The sequence below is a fragment of the Listeria sp. MAN/IMW/UF464 genome (genome assembly GCF_058683955.1).
Genome location: NZ_JBZWZP010000003.1, coordinates 413,427 through 430,670, shown reverse-complemented (window position 1 = coordinate 430,670; position 17,244 = coordinate 413,427). Strand labels below are relative to the sequence as shown.

The window sequence follows — 17,244 nt, the reverse complement described above, 5'->3', positions numbered from 1 at the left end:
TCTCTCCCCCTCTTAAACGATTCCTAAAACAGTTAACAGCATATCAATTAATTTAATCGCAATAAATGGTGCAATTAAACCACCAAGACCGTAAATCAACATATTGCGACTTAATAATTTTCCAGCTGGCATTTCACGATATTTCACGCCTTTTAAAGATAACGGAATTAAGAAAATAATAATCACTGCGTTATAAATAATCGCGGACAAAATCGCACTCGTAGGACTTGTTAAATCCATCAAGTTAAGTGCTTCAAGTTGTGGGAAAATCCCGTAAAATAGCACAGGAATAATCGCAAAGTATTTCGCCAAATCGTTTGCAACACTAAATGTAGTCAAAGCTCCGCGAGTCATTAAAAGTTGTTTTCCGATACGAACAATATCAATTAATTTAGTTGGGCTAGAATCAAGGTCCACCATATTTCCCGCTTCTTTGGCAGCTTGCGTTCCTGTATTCATCGCCACAGCAACATCGGCTTGCGCAAGAGCTGGTGCGTCGTTTGTGCCATCTCCTGTCATTGCAACCAAATGCCCTTCTCGTTGATATTCGCGAATTAATTCCAATTTTGCTTCTGGAGTTGCTTCAGCTAGAAAATCATCCACTCCAGCTTCTGCCGCAATTGCCGCTGCGGTCATTGGGTTATCACCGGTAATCATAATGGTTTTAATACCCATTTTTCGCAAATCAAGGAAACGTTCTTTCACTCCATTTTTCACGATGTCTTTTAAATAAATAACGCCTAGTACTTTGTTATTTCGGACTACTACAAGCGGCGTTCCACCAGCGCCAGCCACTTTACTTACAATCGTATCGCATTCTTTTGGGTACGTACCGCCATTTGCAGAGACATACGCACGAACTGCATCCGCCGCACCTTTTCGAATTGTGTTTCCTTGATAATCGATTCCACTCATTCGTGTCGTTGCAGTGAAAGGTACAAATTCTGCGTGCATTTCCGCAAAATCTCGTCCGCGAATATCGAAACGTTCTTTTGCTAATACAACAATGCTTCGACCTTCTGCAGTTTCATCCGCAATAGAGGATAGTTGGGCCGCATCCGCTAACTCTTGTTCGGTCACCCCATCCACCGGTAAAAATTCGCTCGCTTTCCGGTTTCCAAGCGTAATCGTTCCAGTTTTATCAAGTAAAAGTACATCCACATCTCCAGCTGCCTCAATCGCCCGGCCGCTCATTGCTAAAACATTCGCTTGATTTAAACGGCTCATTCCAGCAATCCCAATGGACGAAAGCAATGCGCCAATAGTGGTTGGTGCTAAACAAACAAGTAAAGCAATCACATTTGTAATCGAAATTGCCGATCCCGCCCCTGCTTGTTTACTCGCAAATTCGGTAAATGGTAAAAGTGTCGCTGAAACTGCCAAGAAAATAATTGACAGTGTCACAAGTAAAATTTGTAGCGCAATCTCATTTGGTGTTTTTTTCCGTGAAGCACCTTCTACCATCGCAATCATTTTATCTAAGAAACTTTCCCCAGAAACAGCCGTCACACGAATAACAAGCCAGTCAGAAACAAGGGTAGTTCCTCCTGTAACAGCGCTTCTATCGCCACCAGACTCGCGAATTACCGGCGCGGATTCCCCCGTTATCGCACTTTCATCAACAGAGGCCGCACCTTCAATAACTTCACCGTCCATCGGGATTTGTTCATTCGCAAGCACGTAAACTATATCCCCTTTTTTCAAATCATTCGAAGCTACTTCTATAACATCAGATTTATCTTCTAAATTTTTTAATTTCCGAGCTAAAACGTCTTTTCGAGCCATTTTTAAACTGTCTGCTTGAGCACGGCCACGCCCTTCTGCAATTGCCTCCGCAAAATTTGCAAACAAAACAGTAAACCATAAAATCAGCGCAATTGCGAGCGTATAACCAGCTTTCTCATCTGAAATTCCGAAAAAACCAAGAAAATAAAGACTTGTTGCTAAAATCGCGCCAACATATACGAGTAGCATCACTGGATTTTTCACTTGTAGTTTTGGAGACAATTTTTTCATCGACTGAATTAACGCATCTTTCCAAATACCATTTTCCATCATTTCCATTCACCTCATTTGAAAGTTGTAAAGAAGTCCGCAATCGGTCCTAGTGCAAGCGCCGGCAAGAAACTAAGTGCGCCAACAAGCACCACTACTCCAATTAAAAGACCGATAAACATGCCATTTTTCGTCGATAACGTTCCACTACTTGCTGCAACCGGACTCTTTCCAGCCATATTTTGAGCCAAGTAAAGTGCCGCAATCAGCGGGATAAATCGTGCTAGCAACATCATTACCGCGCCGACCATATTTGTAAACGTCGTGTCTGCCGCAAATCCAGCAAAAGCACTACCATTATTATTTCCCATAGAGGTGAAAGCATAGAGCACCTCAGAAAAACCATGCGCCCCACTCGCCGAAACGGAAGCCTGCACACTCGGCATCATTACCGCAACCGCAGTTCCAAATAAAGTTAATAACGGTGGAACTAAAATGAGTAAACAAACCATTTTCATATCATATGGTTCAATTTTCTTCCCTAAATATTCCGGTGTCCGCCCAACCAAAAGCCCAGCGATAAACACCGTCAAAATAATAAAGCCAATCATTCCATAAAGCCCGCTACCAACACCGCCAAAAATAACTTCACCAAGCTGCATAAAGAACATTGGAACTAGCCCACCGAGCGGAGTCAAGCTATCGTGCATCGCATTCACAGCGCCGTTTGAAGCAGCCGTCGTAGAAGCCGCAAAAAGCGACGATCCTCCAACACCAAAACGCACCTCTTTACCTTCCATACTTCCAGAAGTAGTAACACCTTGATAACTTGGACCAGCGAATTGTTCTGAAATCGTAATCGCAACTACCCCAACAACAAACACAATCATCATCGCTGTCATAATCGCACGCCCTTGTTTACTGTCCTTCACCGCACGTCCAAACATCACAACAAGTGCCACAGGAATAAGCAAAATCGCAAGCATCTCTAATAAATTAGTAAAACTCGACGGATTTTCAAAAGGAAACGCCGAATTTGCCCCGAAAAAGCCCCCACCATTCGTCCCCAGTTGCTTAATCGCAATTTGACTTGCAGCTGGACCAAGCGGAATCAGTTGTTTCGCTCCATTTTCAAGCGATTCAACCACCGAATAATCAGCAAATGATTGCACCACGCCTTGTGACACCAAAAGAATTGCCAAAACAAGCGAAAGCGGTAGTAAAATATAAAGCGTCACCCTAAATAAATCTTGCCAAAAATTGCCCACGGTTTTCTGTTTCTTCCATATAAAGCCACGAATCACCGCAAATAACACTGCAATCCCCGTCGCCGCTGAAACAAAATTCTGTACAGTTAAGCCAATTGACTGCGAAAAATACGATAAAGCCGCCTCACCAGAGTAAGCTTGCCAGTTCGTATTCGACACAAAGCTCGCTGCCGTATTAAACGCAAGACTAAAGCTAAGCCCCTTCATACCTTCTGGATTAAGCGGTAAAAACCCTTGTAACATCAGCACAGCCATCACAAATATAAAACCAACCGCACTAAAAGCAAGAACAGATCCAGCATAACGCTTCGCTGACATCCCAGCCGCGTTCACACCCATCAACCGATAACCAAATCGTTCAACTGGCTCAAGTACCCTTGATAAAAACACCTTTTCACCAATCATTACTTTATACATATAAATTCCTAGAGGTACTGCTAAAACTAATAACAATACAATAAAAAACATATCTTGCATCACGATATACTTCATAAGTTCTCACCTCTAAATAACACATAAAATAAATATACCAATAACCCTAAACCGATTATTCCAGCAATCACTAGAACAACACCCATTTCCGTTCACCCCTTCAAAGTACTCTTTCCACCCCCTTATCCTAACAACAAATGCATAAAGACAGTGTTAAGATTCTAAAGCTCCGCATAAAGATTCCGTTAATATCTCTATGTGTGTAAAATTTACACACAAAAAAAGCCTATGTGTAAGCAAAAAACAAAATGAAAACCCTTTTATAGCCACATTTAAAGTTGGCACGGTACTTGCATATATAAATAAGTGTTAAGAGAATTATCTAGAGGAGGAAATAATCATGAAAACAATCATGTTAGTATGTTCAGCAGGTATGTCTACCAGCTTACTAGTTACAAAAATGGAAAAAGCAGCTGCAGAAAAAGGCCTTGAAGCAAAAATCTTCGCCGTTGCAGAAGCAGAAGCAGCTAACCATTTAGACGAAATTGATGTTTTATTACTTGGACCACAAGTACGTTTCTTAGAAGGAAACATGAAGAAAAAATTGGAGCCAAAAGGTATTCCATTAGCTGTTATTAACAGTGTTGATTATGGAATGATGAAAGGCGACAAAGTTTTAGAACAAGCATTAGATTTAATGAAGTAAAAAAGAGGGTAATTACAGCTAGCTAGCTGAAAATTATAAAAAACTAAAGAGGTATAGTAATAACGCCATGTTTTAGAAATTATGTATTCGTCTTAACCCGGCTATTACTTTATCCCTCAAAAAAGGAGAATAAAAAATGAATGGTTTTATCGCATTTATGGAGAAATATTTCATTCCCTACGCTGCCAAAATTGGTGGACAACGTCATTTAGTAGCAATCCGTGATGGTTTCATTACAACTATGCCACTTATGATTCTAGGGTCTTTCGCCGTTTTAATTAACAACTTCCCAATTCCAGCTTACCAAAAATTCATGAATAACTTATTTGGTGAAGGAACTTGGCAAGCATTTGGCGGAAACGTTTGGAACGGTACTTTTGCTATCTTAGCATTACTTATCGCTTTCACAGTAGCTTACAACTTAGCTAAATCTTATGACAAAGATCCACTTTCTTCCGCAGTAGTTTCTGTAGCAACTTTCTTCACTATTGGTGCAATTGCTCCAGGTGCTGATGGCGTTGCAAATACTGGTGGTCTTGGATCAACTGGTCTTTTCCTAGCACTTATTATTGCAATTCTTTCAACTGAAATCTTCACTCGCTTGAGTGGTAGCCCGAAACTAATTATTAAAATGCCTGATGGTGTTCCACCGGCAGTTTCTCGTTCATTCGCAGCTTTATTCCCTGCAATGATCACTGTTTCTATCTTTGGTCTTATCACTGCGTTCTTCCAAGCAGCTGGTGTGACTAACTTAGTAATTTCTTTCTATGAATTAGTACAAGAACCGTTCATGGGTCTTGCAAACTCCTTGCCAGCAGCATTACTCTTGGCATTCGTTTCTGCTTTCCTTTGGTTCTTTGGTTTACACGGTGCGAATATTATCGACCCGTTCATGCAAACAATCAACATTCCAGCAATTACTGCTAACCAAGACGCATTAAAAGCTGGTAAAGAACTTCCTTACATCGTTAACAAACCTTTCTTTGACTCTTTCGTTAACTTAGGCGGAACTGGGGCAACTATCGGTTTAATCATTGCTATCTTTATCGTAGCTCGTAAACACAAAGCGTACATGACAGTTTCTAAATTGTCTGCAGCGCCAGGTCTTTTCAACATTAACGAACCAATGATGTTTGGTCTTCCAATCGTCTTGAATCCAATTATGTTCATTCCGTACATCTTGGCACCACTTGTACTTGTAACTGTAGCTTACTTTGCAACAGCTATTGGTTGGGTACCAGCTTGTACTATCGTAACTCCTTGGACTACACCACCAATTATCGGTGGAGCACTTGCAACACAAAGTATCGCTGGTGGCGTACTTGCAGCTGTAAACTTAGGTCTATCTATCCTAATCTTCCTTCCATTCGCGAAAATCGCTCAAATCCAAGAGCTACGTCGTGAAAGAGAAGCACTTGCTGCTGAAGGCGTTACTGCTGAATAATTTTTAAAAACCAAAACTTTAAGGACGTGTTTACAGATGGATTTAGAGCAAACTATTATGAGCTTGATCGTGTTCGGTGGTAATGCCAAAAGTGACGCTATGTTAGCCATTGATTCCGCTAAAAAAGGGGATTTCGCTCAAGCAGACGAACAAATCGCCCAAGCAGAACAAGCACTACTTGAAGCGCATCATTCTCAAACAAAACTTATACAAGGTGAAGCACGTGGCGAAAAAACAGAAGTTTCCCTTCTACTCGTTCACGCACAAGATCATTTAATGAACGCAATCACTTTCAAAGATTTAGCGAAAGAAATTGTAGACCTTTATAAGAACAAATAAAAACAGGGTTGTCATATATGTAGTGACCCCCTAAAGTTAAACTATTAATAGAGTGGATTTTTTCCACTCTATTTTTATGTGGCTTTTTATTTAATAATATGAAAAAAGATCCCTAGAATTAGATTTTCAGAACTAACTTTAGGGGTCTTTTTTATTCATGTTATTTCTTTGATAATCCAAACTTTTTATAAAGCTTAAATCCTATAAAAACAATACCAATAACTAAAACAGCTTCTATTATAATTGGAACGTACGGCGTTATCCAAGACATACTTCTGCCTCCCATTATTTAATTTCCACTTACTGAGTTTGTTTTCTATTTCACAAGGATTATACCATATAATTATAGTATTCTCTATCCAAGCAAAAAATCCTTCATCAACATTGTCTGGACTACCCCTAAAATTAATGTTTTTTTAGAGGATAGTTCAAACAGCTGTTTTTTTATTCTACTAAATCGGCGTCTGATCGAATAATCGCTAATACTACGCCTATTGCAATGAAATTACCAAGCACCGCGCTCCCACCATAACTAATAAAAGGAAGCGGAATCCCCGTAAGCGGCATAAGTCCGACTGTCATACCAATATTCTCAAAAATATTAAATGCAAAACTTACAGCAAAACCTGCTAAAACTAGCGAAGAAAAAGTATTCTTCATCAAAAGAGCTGCCATAATTAATTGATGAATAAGTAGCATAAATAAAATTAACAACAAACTGACACCAACAAAGCCAAATTGATGACCAATCGTACTAAAGATCATATCTGTATGACTTTCAGGAATATAAGCGTTTGTACCAGAACTACCTGTCATCATCCCCGAACCAACAGCCTTCATCGATAAATTAAGTTGATAGACCGCATCTGGGTCAGTAGTAGGGTCAAGCCACGTTTGGATTCGCGCAAATTGATACGCATGAAAACCGATTTTTTCCAGTAAACTAATATGATAAACGACTACATACATTCCAACCGTCACTGTCGTTAAAATGAGAGTTATAATGCCAACCATTAATTTAGTTGATTTTATAGCAAGCAAAATAATCGCAAGCGCTGTAACTCCGTAAACAATTGTCGTACCAAGATCTGGTTGTTTCATAATTAATAGCAAAACAACTCCAGTAAGCGCCGCTAAAATGCCTAACTGTTTCCATTTCTGCGCTTGATATTTTACAGCAAAATGTGCCAATACAAAAATAAAAATCGATTTGACAACTTCAGATGGTTGGAAGGACAATCCAGCGAAGCGATACCACCGCGTTGCTCCGTTTATATTTTGGACTAAAGGGTTTGGGATGAGTATTCCAAGTAGTGTAATCACCATAATGACATAAAGCCAAATCGCATGATGTCGCAAAAACTCTACCGGAAGTCGCGAAACACCAAAACAGGTAAGTGCCCCAATTACCAAAAACACCAACTGCATTCCTAAAAAATTGGTATCATACTGGTTTGTCTTCTGAGCAAAATAAATCGCTACACAACTCACTAAAGACAATAAGAACACCGATAAAATAATTCGATTATATTGAATATCCCGCTTCATAAATACACGACCTCTCTAGATTTAGCTAGTAAGTTCCGCCTTGCAGCAGCCATTACAAACCCAACTGCGCACGAAAGCATGACAACCGAACTCCCCCCGTAACTAATAAACGGTAGCGGAACTCCAGTAAGCGGAATAATCCCGCTCACTCCTCCAAGATTCAAAAACATCTGCACCGAAATCCAAGCGGCAACTCCAATACAAACCATCGAATCGAAAATAAAATGACTACAAACAGCAATATAAAGTGCGGTAAAACTAAGTAACATTAATAAAAAAATCGTCCAAATAACACCAAAAACACCAAGTTCTTCCGCAATAACCGTCATAATAAAATCCGTATGTGGCTCCGGCAAATAGCCTAATTTCTGGATGCTACCTCCTAATCCAGTTCCAAATACCCCACCACTTCCAATCGCATAGTAGCCATTTCTAAGTTGATAAGAAGCATCTAAGTTTTCAAGGTTAAAAGGATCCAAAAAAGCAAATCTGCCCAATTTTGCTGCGCTAAAAAAATCAGGATGAAAGAAGTAAATCAAGGTTGCTACAAGAATTATCAGTCCAAAAGCCCAGATAAATACCCGGACAAGGCGCGAGAGGCCGACTCCGCTTGTTAAAAACAAAGCGACCCCAATAACACCTAAAATTAAAGCCGTGCCAAGATCCGGCTGTAAGAAGACTAATGCTATAGTAAGAAACAAAAAGCCTAGCACCCAATGTTGTACTCGCACCCCGCAGCCTTTCCGCAAGAAAACAGTCGCAATCACAAGTATTAATAGCAATTTGACAGTTTCAGTAGGCTGGAATGTCACTCCGAAAATAGACAGCCATCTTTGAGCATTATTAGCCGCATTACCCGTTACAAGCACTAAAACTAATAGACCTAGAAGACCCAAAGAAAGAATACGCAACGTCACCCGCTGATAAAATAATTTCACATTTATACGCGAGCAAATAAGCAAGCCCAAAAGACCAAGACCATAAAAGAGGAGCTGTCTATTAAAGAAATAACTAGGATTCACTTTGTAACGCATGATTGCAACCCCATAACTCGTGCTATAAACAAGTAGCAAACTCCATACTGCCAGAAGCAAATACGTTACAAAGAGCAATCGGCCCGCACGCATTTAAATCCACTCCCGGAATTTCCGAATGTAAAGAGTTTTCACTAGTTGCATCGTAGCCATATAACCAACAAGAATAAGGATTAACCAAGGGAAATAACTACCTGGTAAGCTCACAAAACCTATACTGTGACCAAATCCGGTAAACGGAATCACAATACCTAATGCCATCACAATAAGTGTCGCAATCATTACCGGAGCAGCTGCCCGACTTTGAATAAAAGGTATTTTCTCTGTCCGAATCATATGCACAACTAAAGTTTGAGTGAGTAAGCCGACAACAAACCAACCACTATGGAATAAAGCTTGCTCTGCTACCGTGTTCGCACTAAATACAAACCACATAATTAGAAACGTCGCAATATCAAAAATCGAACTTACTGGCCCAATACATAGAATAAAGCGCAACATGCCTTTTTGTTCCCATTGATGCGGCTTTTTCAAAAACGACCGATCCATTTTATCCCAAGGGAGCGTTAATTGTGAGAAATCATACAGCAAGTTTTGTAGTAAAAGATGTAAAGATAGCATTGGTAAAAAGGGAATAAATGCACTTGCCACTAAAACACTAAACACATTACCAAAATTGGAACTAGCTGTCATTTTCAAGTATTTTAAAATATTACCAAATACGTTACGCCCTTCCATAACCGCATCATTTAATACCGTTAAACTTTTCTCAAGTAAAATTACTGAGCTTGCGTCTTTTGTAATATCTGCCGCTGTATCAACAGAAATACCAACATCCGCTTTCCTAAGTGCTGGCGCGTCATTAATCCCGTCTCCAAGGAAGCCAACAGTATGTCCTGCTTTTTTTAGCAAACCAATGATACGCGATTTTTGCATTGGTGTTAATTTCGCAAAAATGTGGTATTTCCGTAATTCGCGCGTGAGTTCTTCATCAGATAAGTCTTCAATATCCCCGCCAAGTAAAAATCCATTCGCTGGTATACCTACTTCCTCACAAATCCGTTTCGTAACGATTTCGTTATCTCCTGTCAAAACCTTCACGTTAATTTGGTTCTTAAATAGCTGTGTAATTGCTTCTTTCGTCGATGCTTTTACTGGGTCGCGGAACCCTAGGAATCCTGCAATAATCATCTGTTCTTCATCTTTTTTAGTGAATGATTCGCCGGCTTTTCCAGTTTTATACGCTACTGCAATTACTCGAATTCCTGAGCGATTCATTTCTGCACACATTTCTTGAAGCTCATTCTTTTCTAATTCAGTTAGTGTAGAAATAGTGCCGCCAAATTCCTTATGAGTGCATACTGTGAGCATTTCTTCTACCGCGCCTTTTGTAATCATCTTTGTCTCTGTATTATTTTCCACTACTACACTCAGACGACGCCGATCAAAATTAAACGGTATTTCACCAACTTTTGTCCATCCTGATGCAGTATTTTCATCCAATTTGGCAATAACAGCATGATCTAATACATTTTTCCAGCCCGTTTGGAAGTAGCTGTTTAAATAAGCCATGTTTAGAACACTTTCGGAAGTTTCACCAGCACTATCAATGTATTTTACAAGTTCTAGTTTATCTTCTGTGAGCGTGCCTGTTTTATCCGTACATAAAATATCCATCGCGCCGATATTTTGAATTGCACTCAGCTCTTTCATAATTACTTTTTTCGACGACATATTGATGGCGCCTTTTGCCAAGTTCGTGCTGACGATCATCGGTAGCATCTCAGGTGTGAGCCCAACCGCAATCGCTACCGCATAAAGAAATGCTTCTAACCACTCGCCTTTCATAAGACCATTAATCATAAATACAATCGGAACCATTACAACCATAAAATAAAATAGTAATTTCGAAATTGACTTAACGCCTTTATCAAAGCTAGTGTCGCCGCGACGTTCTGTAGCTGCGATTGACAATGAGCCGAAAAATGTTGCGCTTCCTGTTCGTAAAACAACCGCCTTACCGTGCCCACTTAACACATCTGTCCCCATAAATAATAAGTTTTCCCGTTCAAAAAGCTCCGGATTGGCGCGTTTGTCTTCCACAAATTTTTCAGAAGGAATTGATTCGCCTGTAAGTGCTGACTGATTAATTAATAAATCTGTCGCCGAAATAACGCGTGCATCTGCTGGAATAATATCCCCCGCTGAAACTTCGATTAAATCTCCGGGTACGATTTCATCTTGTGCTACTACAATCATTTCATCGTTCCGAATAACGTTCACTTTATTTTTCACCATATTTTTTAACGCGTAGCTAGCCCGCTCTGCTCTACTCGTTTGAACAAATCCAAGAATTCCACTAGCTAAGATCATTAATGACATAATTATTGTAGCTTCCATATCATCTGTTAAATACGAAATCACCATTAACATGATTAAAATATAGATAAAAGGATCATTAAACGCCCGAATAAATAACCGTAAATTCGATACTTTCTTTTCTTCCACTGTTTGATTAGGACCAAATTCGGCTAGTCTTTCTGTAACATCTACGTTCGTTAGTCCTGTTTCCATTACACCTAATTTTTCTAAAATCTTATTTCTATCCATTTGTGATTCTTTGAGCAAATTGTTACCTTGCATTTTTACGTGTGTTTTTTTCATTTTCCTTGCCTCCAATTCTTTCTAGGCAAGCTGAGAATAACGTTTATGTGCGCCAGAGATGAAGGTTAGTCACTCTTGCAGCTTGAATACTATAATACGAGTCCGGTTCTTCTACTTCATCTTCCTGATGGTGGGCCATTGCCTTCATCTCCTTCCGAATTTTACTTAAGCGTAATTGTCTGAAAAAAAGATTTTCATTTCCAGATAATTATTTTCATAACAAACATGAAAAAAGTCCTTACCAAAACCTTGGCAAGGACTTCTGAATTCATACGCATACTAAAACAGACTCCCCTCGCTAAAGTTTTGGCACTATACAACGTAAAGAATTACTCTTAGCCACATTATGGAAAGCCTTAATCCGACAATCCCTGTTCTACCCATTGGCGTCTTTGGACATTTTTGGGCAGTGGCCTGTGTTTGCATAGGAGCCTCACCTAACAGGCAAAACTACATATTTATTATCGCTCTAATCGTCTACGAGTTTAACATAGAAAATCTATGCTCGCAAGACAAAATGTAAAATGTTTAACTTTTATTTAACTTTTCGTGATTTATTTCAATAATTTTAACAAAACATCTGCTAAGGCATCTGCAGTTGTCGTAATCGTTGGCGGGCGTTTATAAATATCATCTCGCACTTTCTCTACCATGATTAGCAAAATAACACTATTTAAAATTAAAGAAATTGCATCTGCTTCTTGGGATGAGTTCTTACTTGGAACCATTTCTTGTACTTTTTGATTAACCCGCTCGTATAGATATTCGACAATTGACGGATCAATAAATTCCATATCTTTACTGCCCATTTCCCGAACAGAAATTACCATGAAATCACGATATTTTTCATAAATATCCGAAATAAACTGACTTGCTTGACGTAAAAATACTTTGGCACTCTCAAAATCTTTATCAAAAAATTGATTGATTTCAGCTTTCATACTTTCAAATTGCACTTCAAGAGTCATATGAATTAAATTATCTTTGTTCTTAAATTTTTTAAAAATTGTTGCTTCATTTATTCCAGCGGCTTCTGCTAATTGTCTTGTTGTGGAGCCTTTTATGCCATTTTTTGCCATCATACAAAGCGTTGCATCCATGATGGATTCGTTTGTAATCATTATTTTACCCCCGTTCAACTAAGTAAGCACTTGCTTATATTAAGTATAACAAATACCGACCTTTTTGACAATTTAATTACAATTTGTCGATAACAGTCATAAGATATGTGAAGTGTGTAATAATGGAGGTAGAATATTTAAAAGAATTGGAAGTGACTTACCATGCAAAAAACGAGAAAAGAACGTATTTTAGAAGCTTTGAAAGAAGAAAAGAAGAATAAAAAAAGTAACAAATTCAAAACTGGGGCAACAATTGCTGGAGTTACAGCCATAGCGACCTCTGTTACTGTTCCAGGAATTGAAGTAATGGTTAGCGCTGATGAAACAGCACCCGCAGACGAATCTTCTAAAACAGCAAATCCAACTGCTTCAACAGAAACTAACACAAATACTGAAACAGCAACACCTGATAAAACAGTAGAAAATAAAACCGAAACAAAACAAACTGAAACAAAAGAACAAGCCACTACGCCTACAGAAAAAGCACCAGTTGCAAAACAAGTTGAAAAAGCACCAGCTGAACCCATAACAGTCAGCAATCCAGATGACAAAACAAGTTCTCCTACTCCAGCGACTTATAATTTAGTACAAAAAACAGCGCTACGTTCAGGAGCTACAATCCAAAGCTTTATTAATTCTATCCAAGCATCCTCTTCCCAAATCGCAGCAGCTAATGACTTATACGCATCTGTCATGATCGCCCAAGCAATTTTAGAAAGTGCTTATGGAACAAGTGAATTAGGCTCTGCTCCTAACTATAACCTATTTGGAATTAAAGGAGCTTACAACGGCCAATCATACACTAAACAAACATTAGAAGATGACGGTAAAGGAAACTACTACACAATCACAGCTAAGTTCAGAAAATACCCTTCTTACCATCAATCACTTGAAGACTATGCCAAAGTTATTCGTAACGGCCCAAGCTGGAATTCAAATTACTACTCCAAAGTTTGGAAAAGTAATACTAAGTCCTACAAAGACGCAACCAAAGCTTTAACGGGAACTTATGCAACGGATACAGCCTATGCAACGAAATTAAACGACCTAATTAGCCGATATAATTTAACACAATACGATAGCGGCAAAACAACTGGCGGAAATTCCGGAAGCACTGGTAATGCTGGTAATACCGGAAACACTGGAAATACAAACACTTCCAACGCTAAAATTTATACAGTTGTAAAAGGTGACTCGCTTTGGAGAATCGCGAACAACCATAAAGTAACGATTGCTAACCTAAAATCTTGGAACAACCTGAAATCCGATTTCATTTACCCTGGACAAAAACTTAAAGTTAGCGCTGGTACGACTACAAGCAACACGAACACATCAAAACCAAGCACAAATACTAACACATCGAAACCAAGCACTAGCACTACCGCTAAAGTTTACACGGTTGCTAAAGGTGACTCGCTTTGGAGAATCGCGACTAACCATAAAGTAACAATCGCCAACTTAAAATCTTGGAACAACCTGAAATCCGATTTCATTTATCCAGGACAAAAGCTTAAAGTTAGCGCTGGAACAACTACAAACAACACAAACGCTGCCAAACCAAGCACAAATAAACCAAGCAACTCCGCAGTAAAAACATACACTGTCAAAAAAGGCGACTCACTTTGGGCCATTTCAAGACAATATAAAACAACTGTAGATAATATTAAAGCTTGGAATAAATTAACAAGCAACATGATTCATGTTGGTCAGAAATTGACGATTAAGTGAATATATATGAACTGATTATTAAAAAGCGTATTTCCCAAATAGAAATACGCTTTTTAAGCTTTACTTAATTAACATTTTCAAAATTACTTGTATTTTTCAAAAATAAATTTATTTCATTCATATCAACCCCATTTGATGGCGTCCAGCCTAACTGTTTTATAACTTTTCCATTCCTAAATATAGCTAGAGTAGGAGTATACAAAATATTATATTTATTTTTAAAATTGTTCCACTCTTCTTCATCTTCCCTCGTTTTAGCAACATTTAAATAAACCATCTTCTCTTGTAATTTATTTTCTTTAATTTGTTGAATCAATTTAGGTTCAAACTCTGTACAATCTCCACAAGTAGGACGTCCTACATAAACTAATATATTTTTATCTTTTTTGGTATTAAGAAAGAGATCTAAATTGTCATAGGATATTGAATTAATATAGTTATAAATATCTGGATAAGAACTAGCTAATTTGTCCACTTTTGCCTCTAATTTCTTCACTTCGTTTTTATTATTATATTCTATCCATGCTACTACACCTAAAGTTAGTGCTAATAGTAATATTACAGAAAAAATCAATTTTTTCATCTTTTATCCAGCCCTTTCTTATTTATAACAAATAGTAAACTAAACTATTTACTTATAAATGTTTCTAATTCTTTTTTTGTCATCGCACCTTCATGTCGGCTAACTGCCTTTCCATTAATAAACTTTATCAATGTTGGAGTACTATTAATATTATATTCTTCAAAGAATACACCTTCATTCTCTTTTGCTTCTACATCTATTGCATACACATTTATATTGTCTTCTTTAATCTTCGCATTTAAAATCGGTTTAAAGGAATTGCACGCTGCACATCCCTTTTTATAAAAATATATCAATTCTTTACTACTACTCTTATTAAGAATTTCTTTCGCCTCACTAGTAGTTACTCTTTGATAATAATTTTCTTCTTGGTCAGACATTATTAGAATAACTATAGCAAAGATACAAACCATTCCCAATAAAATAAAAATGAATTTTTTCATAAATTACTAACTCCTTCACTTTTTTGCAATGTTCCGTTTATCAACAGAAACTTGCTATCAAATAAATCAGCATTTATAGTTTTCTTGCTTAGAATAAACTTTACTCCAGGAACTTTCTTCAAATTCCCTAAAATATTTCTTTCATCATTAGGTTCAAAATTATCAAAGAAACTGTCAAACACAATAACTTCCGCTTCATTTAATAAAGTCGAAGCAAGTCGTATAAGTTTTTTCTCAGTCGCTGAAAATTGATTAGCACTATTAATTACTGTGTGAAATTTATTAGGAAGATTATTAATAAAATTTAATATACAAGCTTCCTGACAAGCATCATAAATATCTTGTTCTGAGTAGTTTTCTCCTTGAGTTATATTGTCTAAAATTGTCGCATCACAATTGAGTTCCTCACAAGAATTGAGCAAAACTATCTTTTTATCAAATTCTTTACTATCACTTAATTTCTCCACATCTACTTCATCATAAAGAACCGTGTACGCCGGCACTCTTATATTATTTGTCAGAATGTTCGACAAATAAGTTTTACCACTACTGTTCTTGCTTTCAATAGCTATTAATTCAGATTTTCCAAAATCAAACTGTATATTAGTAATTGTACTAGTAGTATAATTGGGAAATTTTACATTTTGTAAACGAAGCTTTGAAATTCTTTTGTTATCCCAAAAAATAATTTCTTTATATTTACCGTATCTGTATAAACTATTATAAATTTCTAGATAACCTTCATAAATACTTCCAGCTACATAGAGTTTTCCAAATAGAATAAATGGTAGCAAAAAAGACAAGGCAATTGCCAAATAAATAAATAAGATTCCAACTGAGATAATATCAAGAAGTATCATTCTAATTAAATAAGTAAATATCACTAATGTTGAAATGCCTAAAAAGAATCGAAAAATTGGATTTGGAAGTAATATCTCATTAAAGCCTTTTCCGTTAAGATTAACTTTCTCCTCCTTGCTGAAACTAAAAATATTCTCTTTTTCATTGTTTAAACAACTAACGCGTTGAATAATAAGAGATTTATATTTATTCTTTGTGCGTGAAGAAAGACCTACTCCAATCAAAATATTTAATATCCCCATTAATAAACATAGTATAAACATATTAGTATCGTATCTAAATAGTAAAATCCCTAAAAATAGTAATGGCAAACTAGCAAGCCACTTAATTGTTATACTAAATATATATACAGGTATATCATTTAAAAATATTACTATACGTGGTAAAAATTCATTTTTTACTTTCCTTTTTATTTCGCCTAATAATTTATTCTTCCTCCTGTACACTATTCTAGAAATATACTTCTGTACTAATTTTTCTATACAAATTTGCAGACTATACAGTAAAAACATTATAAATAATGAGAAGAAGGTTATCGGCCATAGATAACTAAATAAATAATTAACAAGTACTAAGTCAAAAATAACTTCTAAATAAAAAGACATCGCTATCACTAAAGCAAAACTAACGAACATTAAAATACATATATTTATTAATAGCAACCTATTTGGTTTCATCTGTTGATGCAAATCTTTAAATATAAAAACTTTTTTTGCTTTACTAAGATTATCAATTTGTATATCTATAATATTTAAAATGCTTTTAAATTCGTATTCCTTCCAACTTCTTCGCTTTCTGTCTTTTTGATTATCAGTAATAAAAGAATTCTCATCAAAAGAACTAATAATCATAATCTCATTTTCTTTGGTAATAAGAATATTTAATTTATCGGATTTCATTTTATTAAAAGAAAATGTTTCTACACATGTCTTTATATAAAACTGTTGAAAATATTCTTCAAGTTTATTTTGATTAAAAGGCATAAAAATGTTTTTCATCACGTCTATTTTTTGATTTTTTTCTGATAATATTATTTTAATTACACTTAATACCTCTTCTTCTTTTAAGTCCTTCATTA

Annotated in this window: 14 protein-coding genes and 1 riboswitch; of the genes, 4 read left to right on the top strand and 10 right to left on the bottom strand. The window is 36.8% G+C overall.

What is annotated here, in order from left to right:
• Window positions 1-12: 12 nt before the first annotated feature.
• The 3 genes from kdpB to AC4PG0_RS12055 are packed head-to-tail and all read right to left on the bottom strand — an operon-like array spanning window position 13 to window position 3,841.
• Window positions 13-2,058 carry a potassium-transporting ATPase subunit KdpB gene (kdpB, locus tag AC4PG0_RS12065; RefSeq protein WP_010991396.1) on the bottom strand — a complete coding sequence of 682 codons (2,046 nt, stop codon included), beginning with the start codon at window positions 2,056-2,058 and terminating at the stop codon, window positions 13-15.
• An 11-nt stretch (window positions 2,059-2,069) separates the two neighbouring features.
• Window positions 2,070-3,755, bottom strand: a complete 1,686-nt coding sequence (kdpA, locus tag AC4PG0_RS12060; RefSeq protein ID WP_045552794.1) for a potassium-transporting ATPase subunit KdpA — start codon at window positions 3,753-3,755, stop codon at window positions 2,070-2,072.
• Window positions 3,752-3,841 (bottom strand): potassium-transporting ATPase subunit F, encoded by a 90-nt coding sequence (locus AC4PG0_RS12055; protein WP_031649714.1) that lies wholly within the window; start codon window positions 3,839-3,841, stop codon window positions 3,752-3,754. The genes kdpA and AC4PG0_RS12055 overlap by 4 nt, the downstream gene beginning before the upstream one ends.
• Before the next feature lie 254 nt (window positions 3,842-4,095).
• Here AC4PG0_RS12055 and AC4PG0_RS12050 point away from each other — a divergent pair, with 254 nt between their 5' ends.
• From AC4PG0_RS12050 to AC4PG0_RS12040, 3 genes are all read left to right on the top strand, one after another.
• Window positions 4,096-4,401, top strand: coding sequence for a PTS sugar transporter subunit IIB (locus AC4PG0_RS12050; protein ID WP_003739890.1), 306 nt, complete (start codon window positions 4,096-4,098; stop codon window positions 4,399-4,401).
• Window positions 4,402-4,537: 136 nt separating this feature from the next.
• Entirely contained in the window at window positions 4,538-5,845 is a 1,308-nt protein-coding gene (locus tag AC4PG0_RS12045; RefSeq protein ID WP_033533589.1) for a PTS sugar transporter subunit IIC, read from the top strand.
• 36 nt (window positions 5,846-5,881) lie between these two features.
• Window positions 5,882-6,184 carry a PTS sugar transporter subunit IIA gene (locus tag AC4PG0_RS12040; RefSeq protein ID WP_003722042.1) on the top strand — a complete coding sequence of 101 codons (303 nt, stop codon included), beginning with the start codon at window positions 5,882-5,884 and terminating at the stop codon, window positions 6,182-6,184.
• Window positions 6,185-6,628: 444 nt separating this feature from the next.
• Here AC4PG0_RS12040 and AC4PG0_RS12035 read toward each other — a convergent pair whose 3' ends face one another.
• From AC4PG0_RS12035 to AC4PG0_RS12020, 4 genes are all read right to left on the bottom strand, one after another.
• Window positions 6,629-7,732, bottom strand: a complete 1,104-nt coding sequence (locus tag AC4PG0_RS12035) for an FtsW/RodA/SpoVE family cell cycle protein (protein ID WP_003734238.1) — start codon at window positions 7,730-7,732, stop codon at window positions 6,629-6,631.
• Entirely contained in the window at window positions 7,729-8,859 is a 1,131-nt protein-coding gene (locus tag AC4PG0_RS12030; protein WP_492167579.1) for an FtsW/RodA/SpoVE family cell cycle protein, read from the bottom strand. Before AC4PG0_RS12030 ends, AC4PG0_RS12035 begins: the two co-directional genes overlap by 4 nt.
• A complete protein-coding gene (mgtA, locus tag AC4PG0_RS12025; protein ID WP_045552792.1) occupies window positions 8,860-11,430 on the bottom strand; it encodes a magnesium-translocating P-type ATPase in 2,571 nt (856 codons plus the stop codon). It abuts the gene before it with no gap.
• Window positions 11,431-11,714: 284 nt separating this feature from the next.
• A riboswitch (M-box (ykoK) riboswitch) is annotated at window positions 11,715-11,882 on the bottom strand.
• A gap of 102 nt (window positions 11,883-11,984) precedes the next feature.
• On the bottom strand, window positions 11,985-12,551 hold the full coding sequence (locus tag AC4PG0_RS12020) for a TetR/AcrR family transcriptional regulator (protein WP_010991400.1): 567 nt from the start codon (window positions 12,549-12,551) through the stop codon (window positions 11,985-11,987).
• Between the two features lie 162 nt (window positions 12,552-12,713).
• On the opposite strand from AC4PG0_RS12020, the gene AC4PG0_RS12015 reads away from it, so the two are divergent.
• A complete protein-coding gene (locus AC4PG0_RS12015; protein WP_492167578.1) occupies window positions 12,714-14,279 on the top strand; it encodes a 1,4-beta-N-acetylmuramoylhydrolase in 1,566 nt (521 codons plus the stop codon).
• Window positions 14,280-14,343: 64 nt separating this feature from the next.
• Here the strand turns inward: AC4PG0_RS12015 and AC4PG0_RS12010 are convergent, their stop codons facing one another.
• Genes AC4PG0_RS12010 through AC4PG0_RS12000 form a run of 3 tightly spaced genes read right to left on the bottom strand, consistent with a single transcriptional unit; the run spans window position 14,344 to window position 17,242 of the window.
• The gene (locus tag AC4PG0_RS12010; protein WP_045552790.1) at window positions 14,344-14,862 is read right to left on the bottom strand and encodes a thioredoxin family protein; all 519 of its coding nucleotides are present in this window, start codon (window positions 14,860-14,862) and stop codon (window positions 14,344-14,346) included.
• A 44-nt stretch (window positions 14,863-14,906) separates the two neighbouring features.
• Entirely contained in the window at window positions 14,907-15,305 is a 399-nt protein-coding gene (locus AC4PG0_RS12005) for a thioredoxin family protein (protein WP_045552789.1), read from the bottom strand.
• Complete coding sequence (locus AC4PG0_RS12000; protein ID WP_045552788.1) at window positions 15,302-17,242, bottom strand: ATP-binding cassette domain-containing protein; 1,941 nt, start codon at window positions 17,240-17,242, stop codon at window positions 15,302-15,304. Before AC4PG0_RS12000 ends, AC4PG0_RS12005 begins: the two co-directional genes overlap by 4 nt.
• Between the last annotated feature and the right edge of the window lie 2 nt (window positions 17,243-17,244).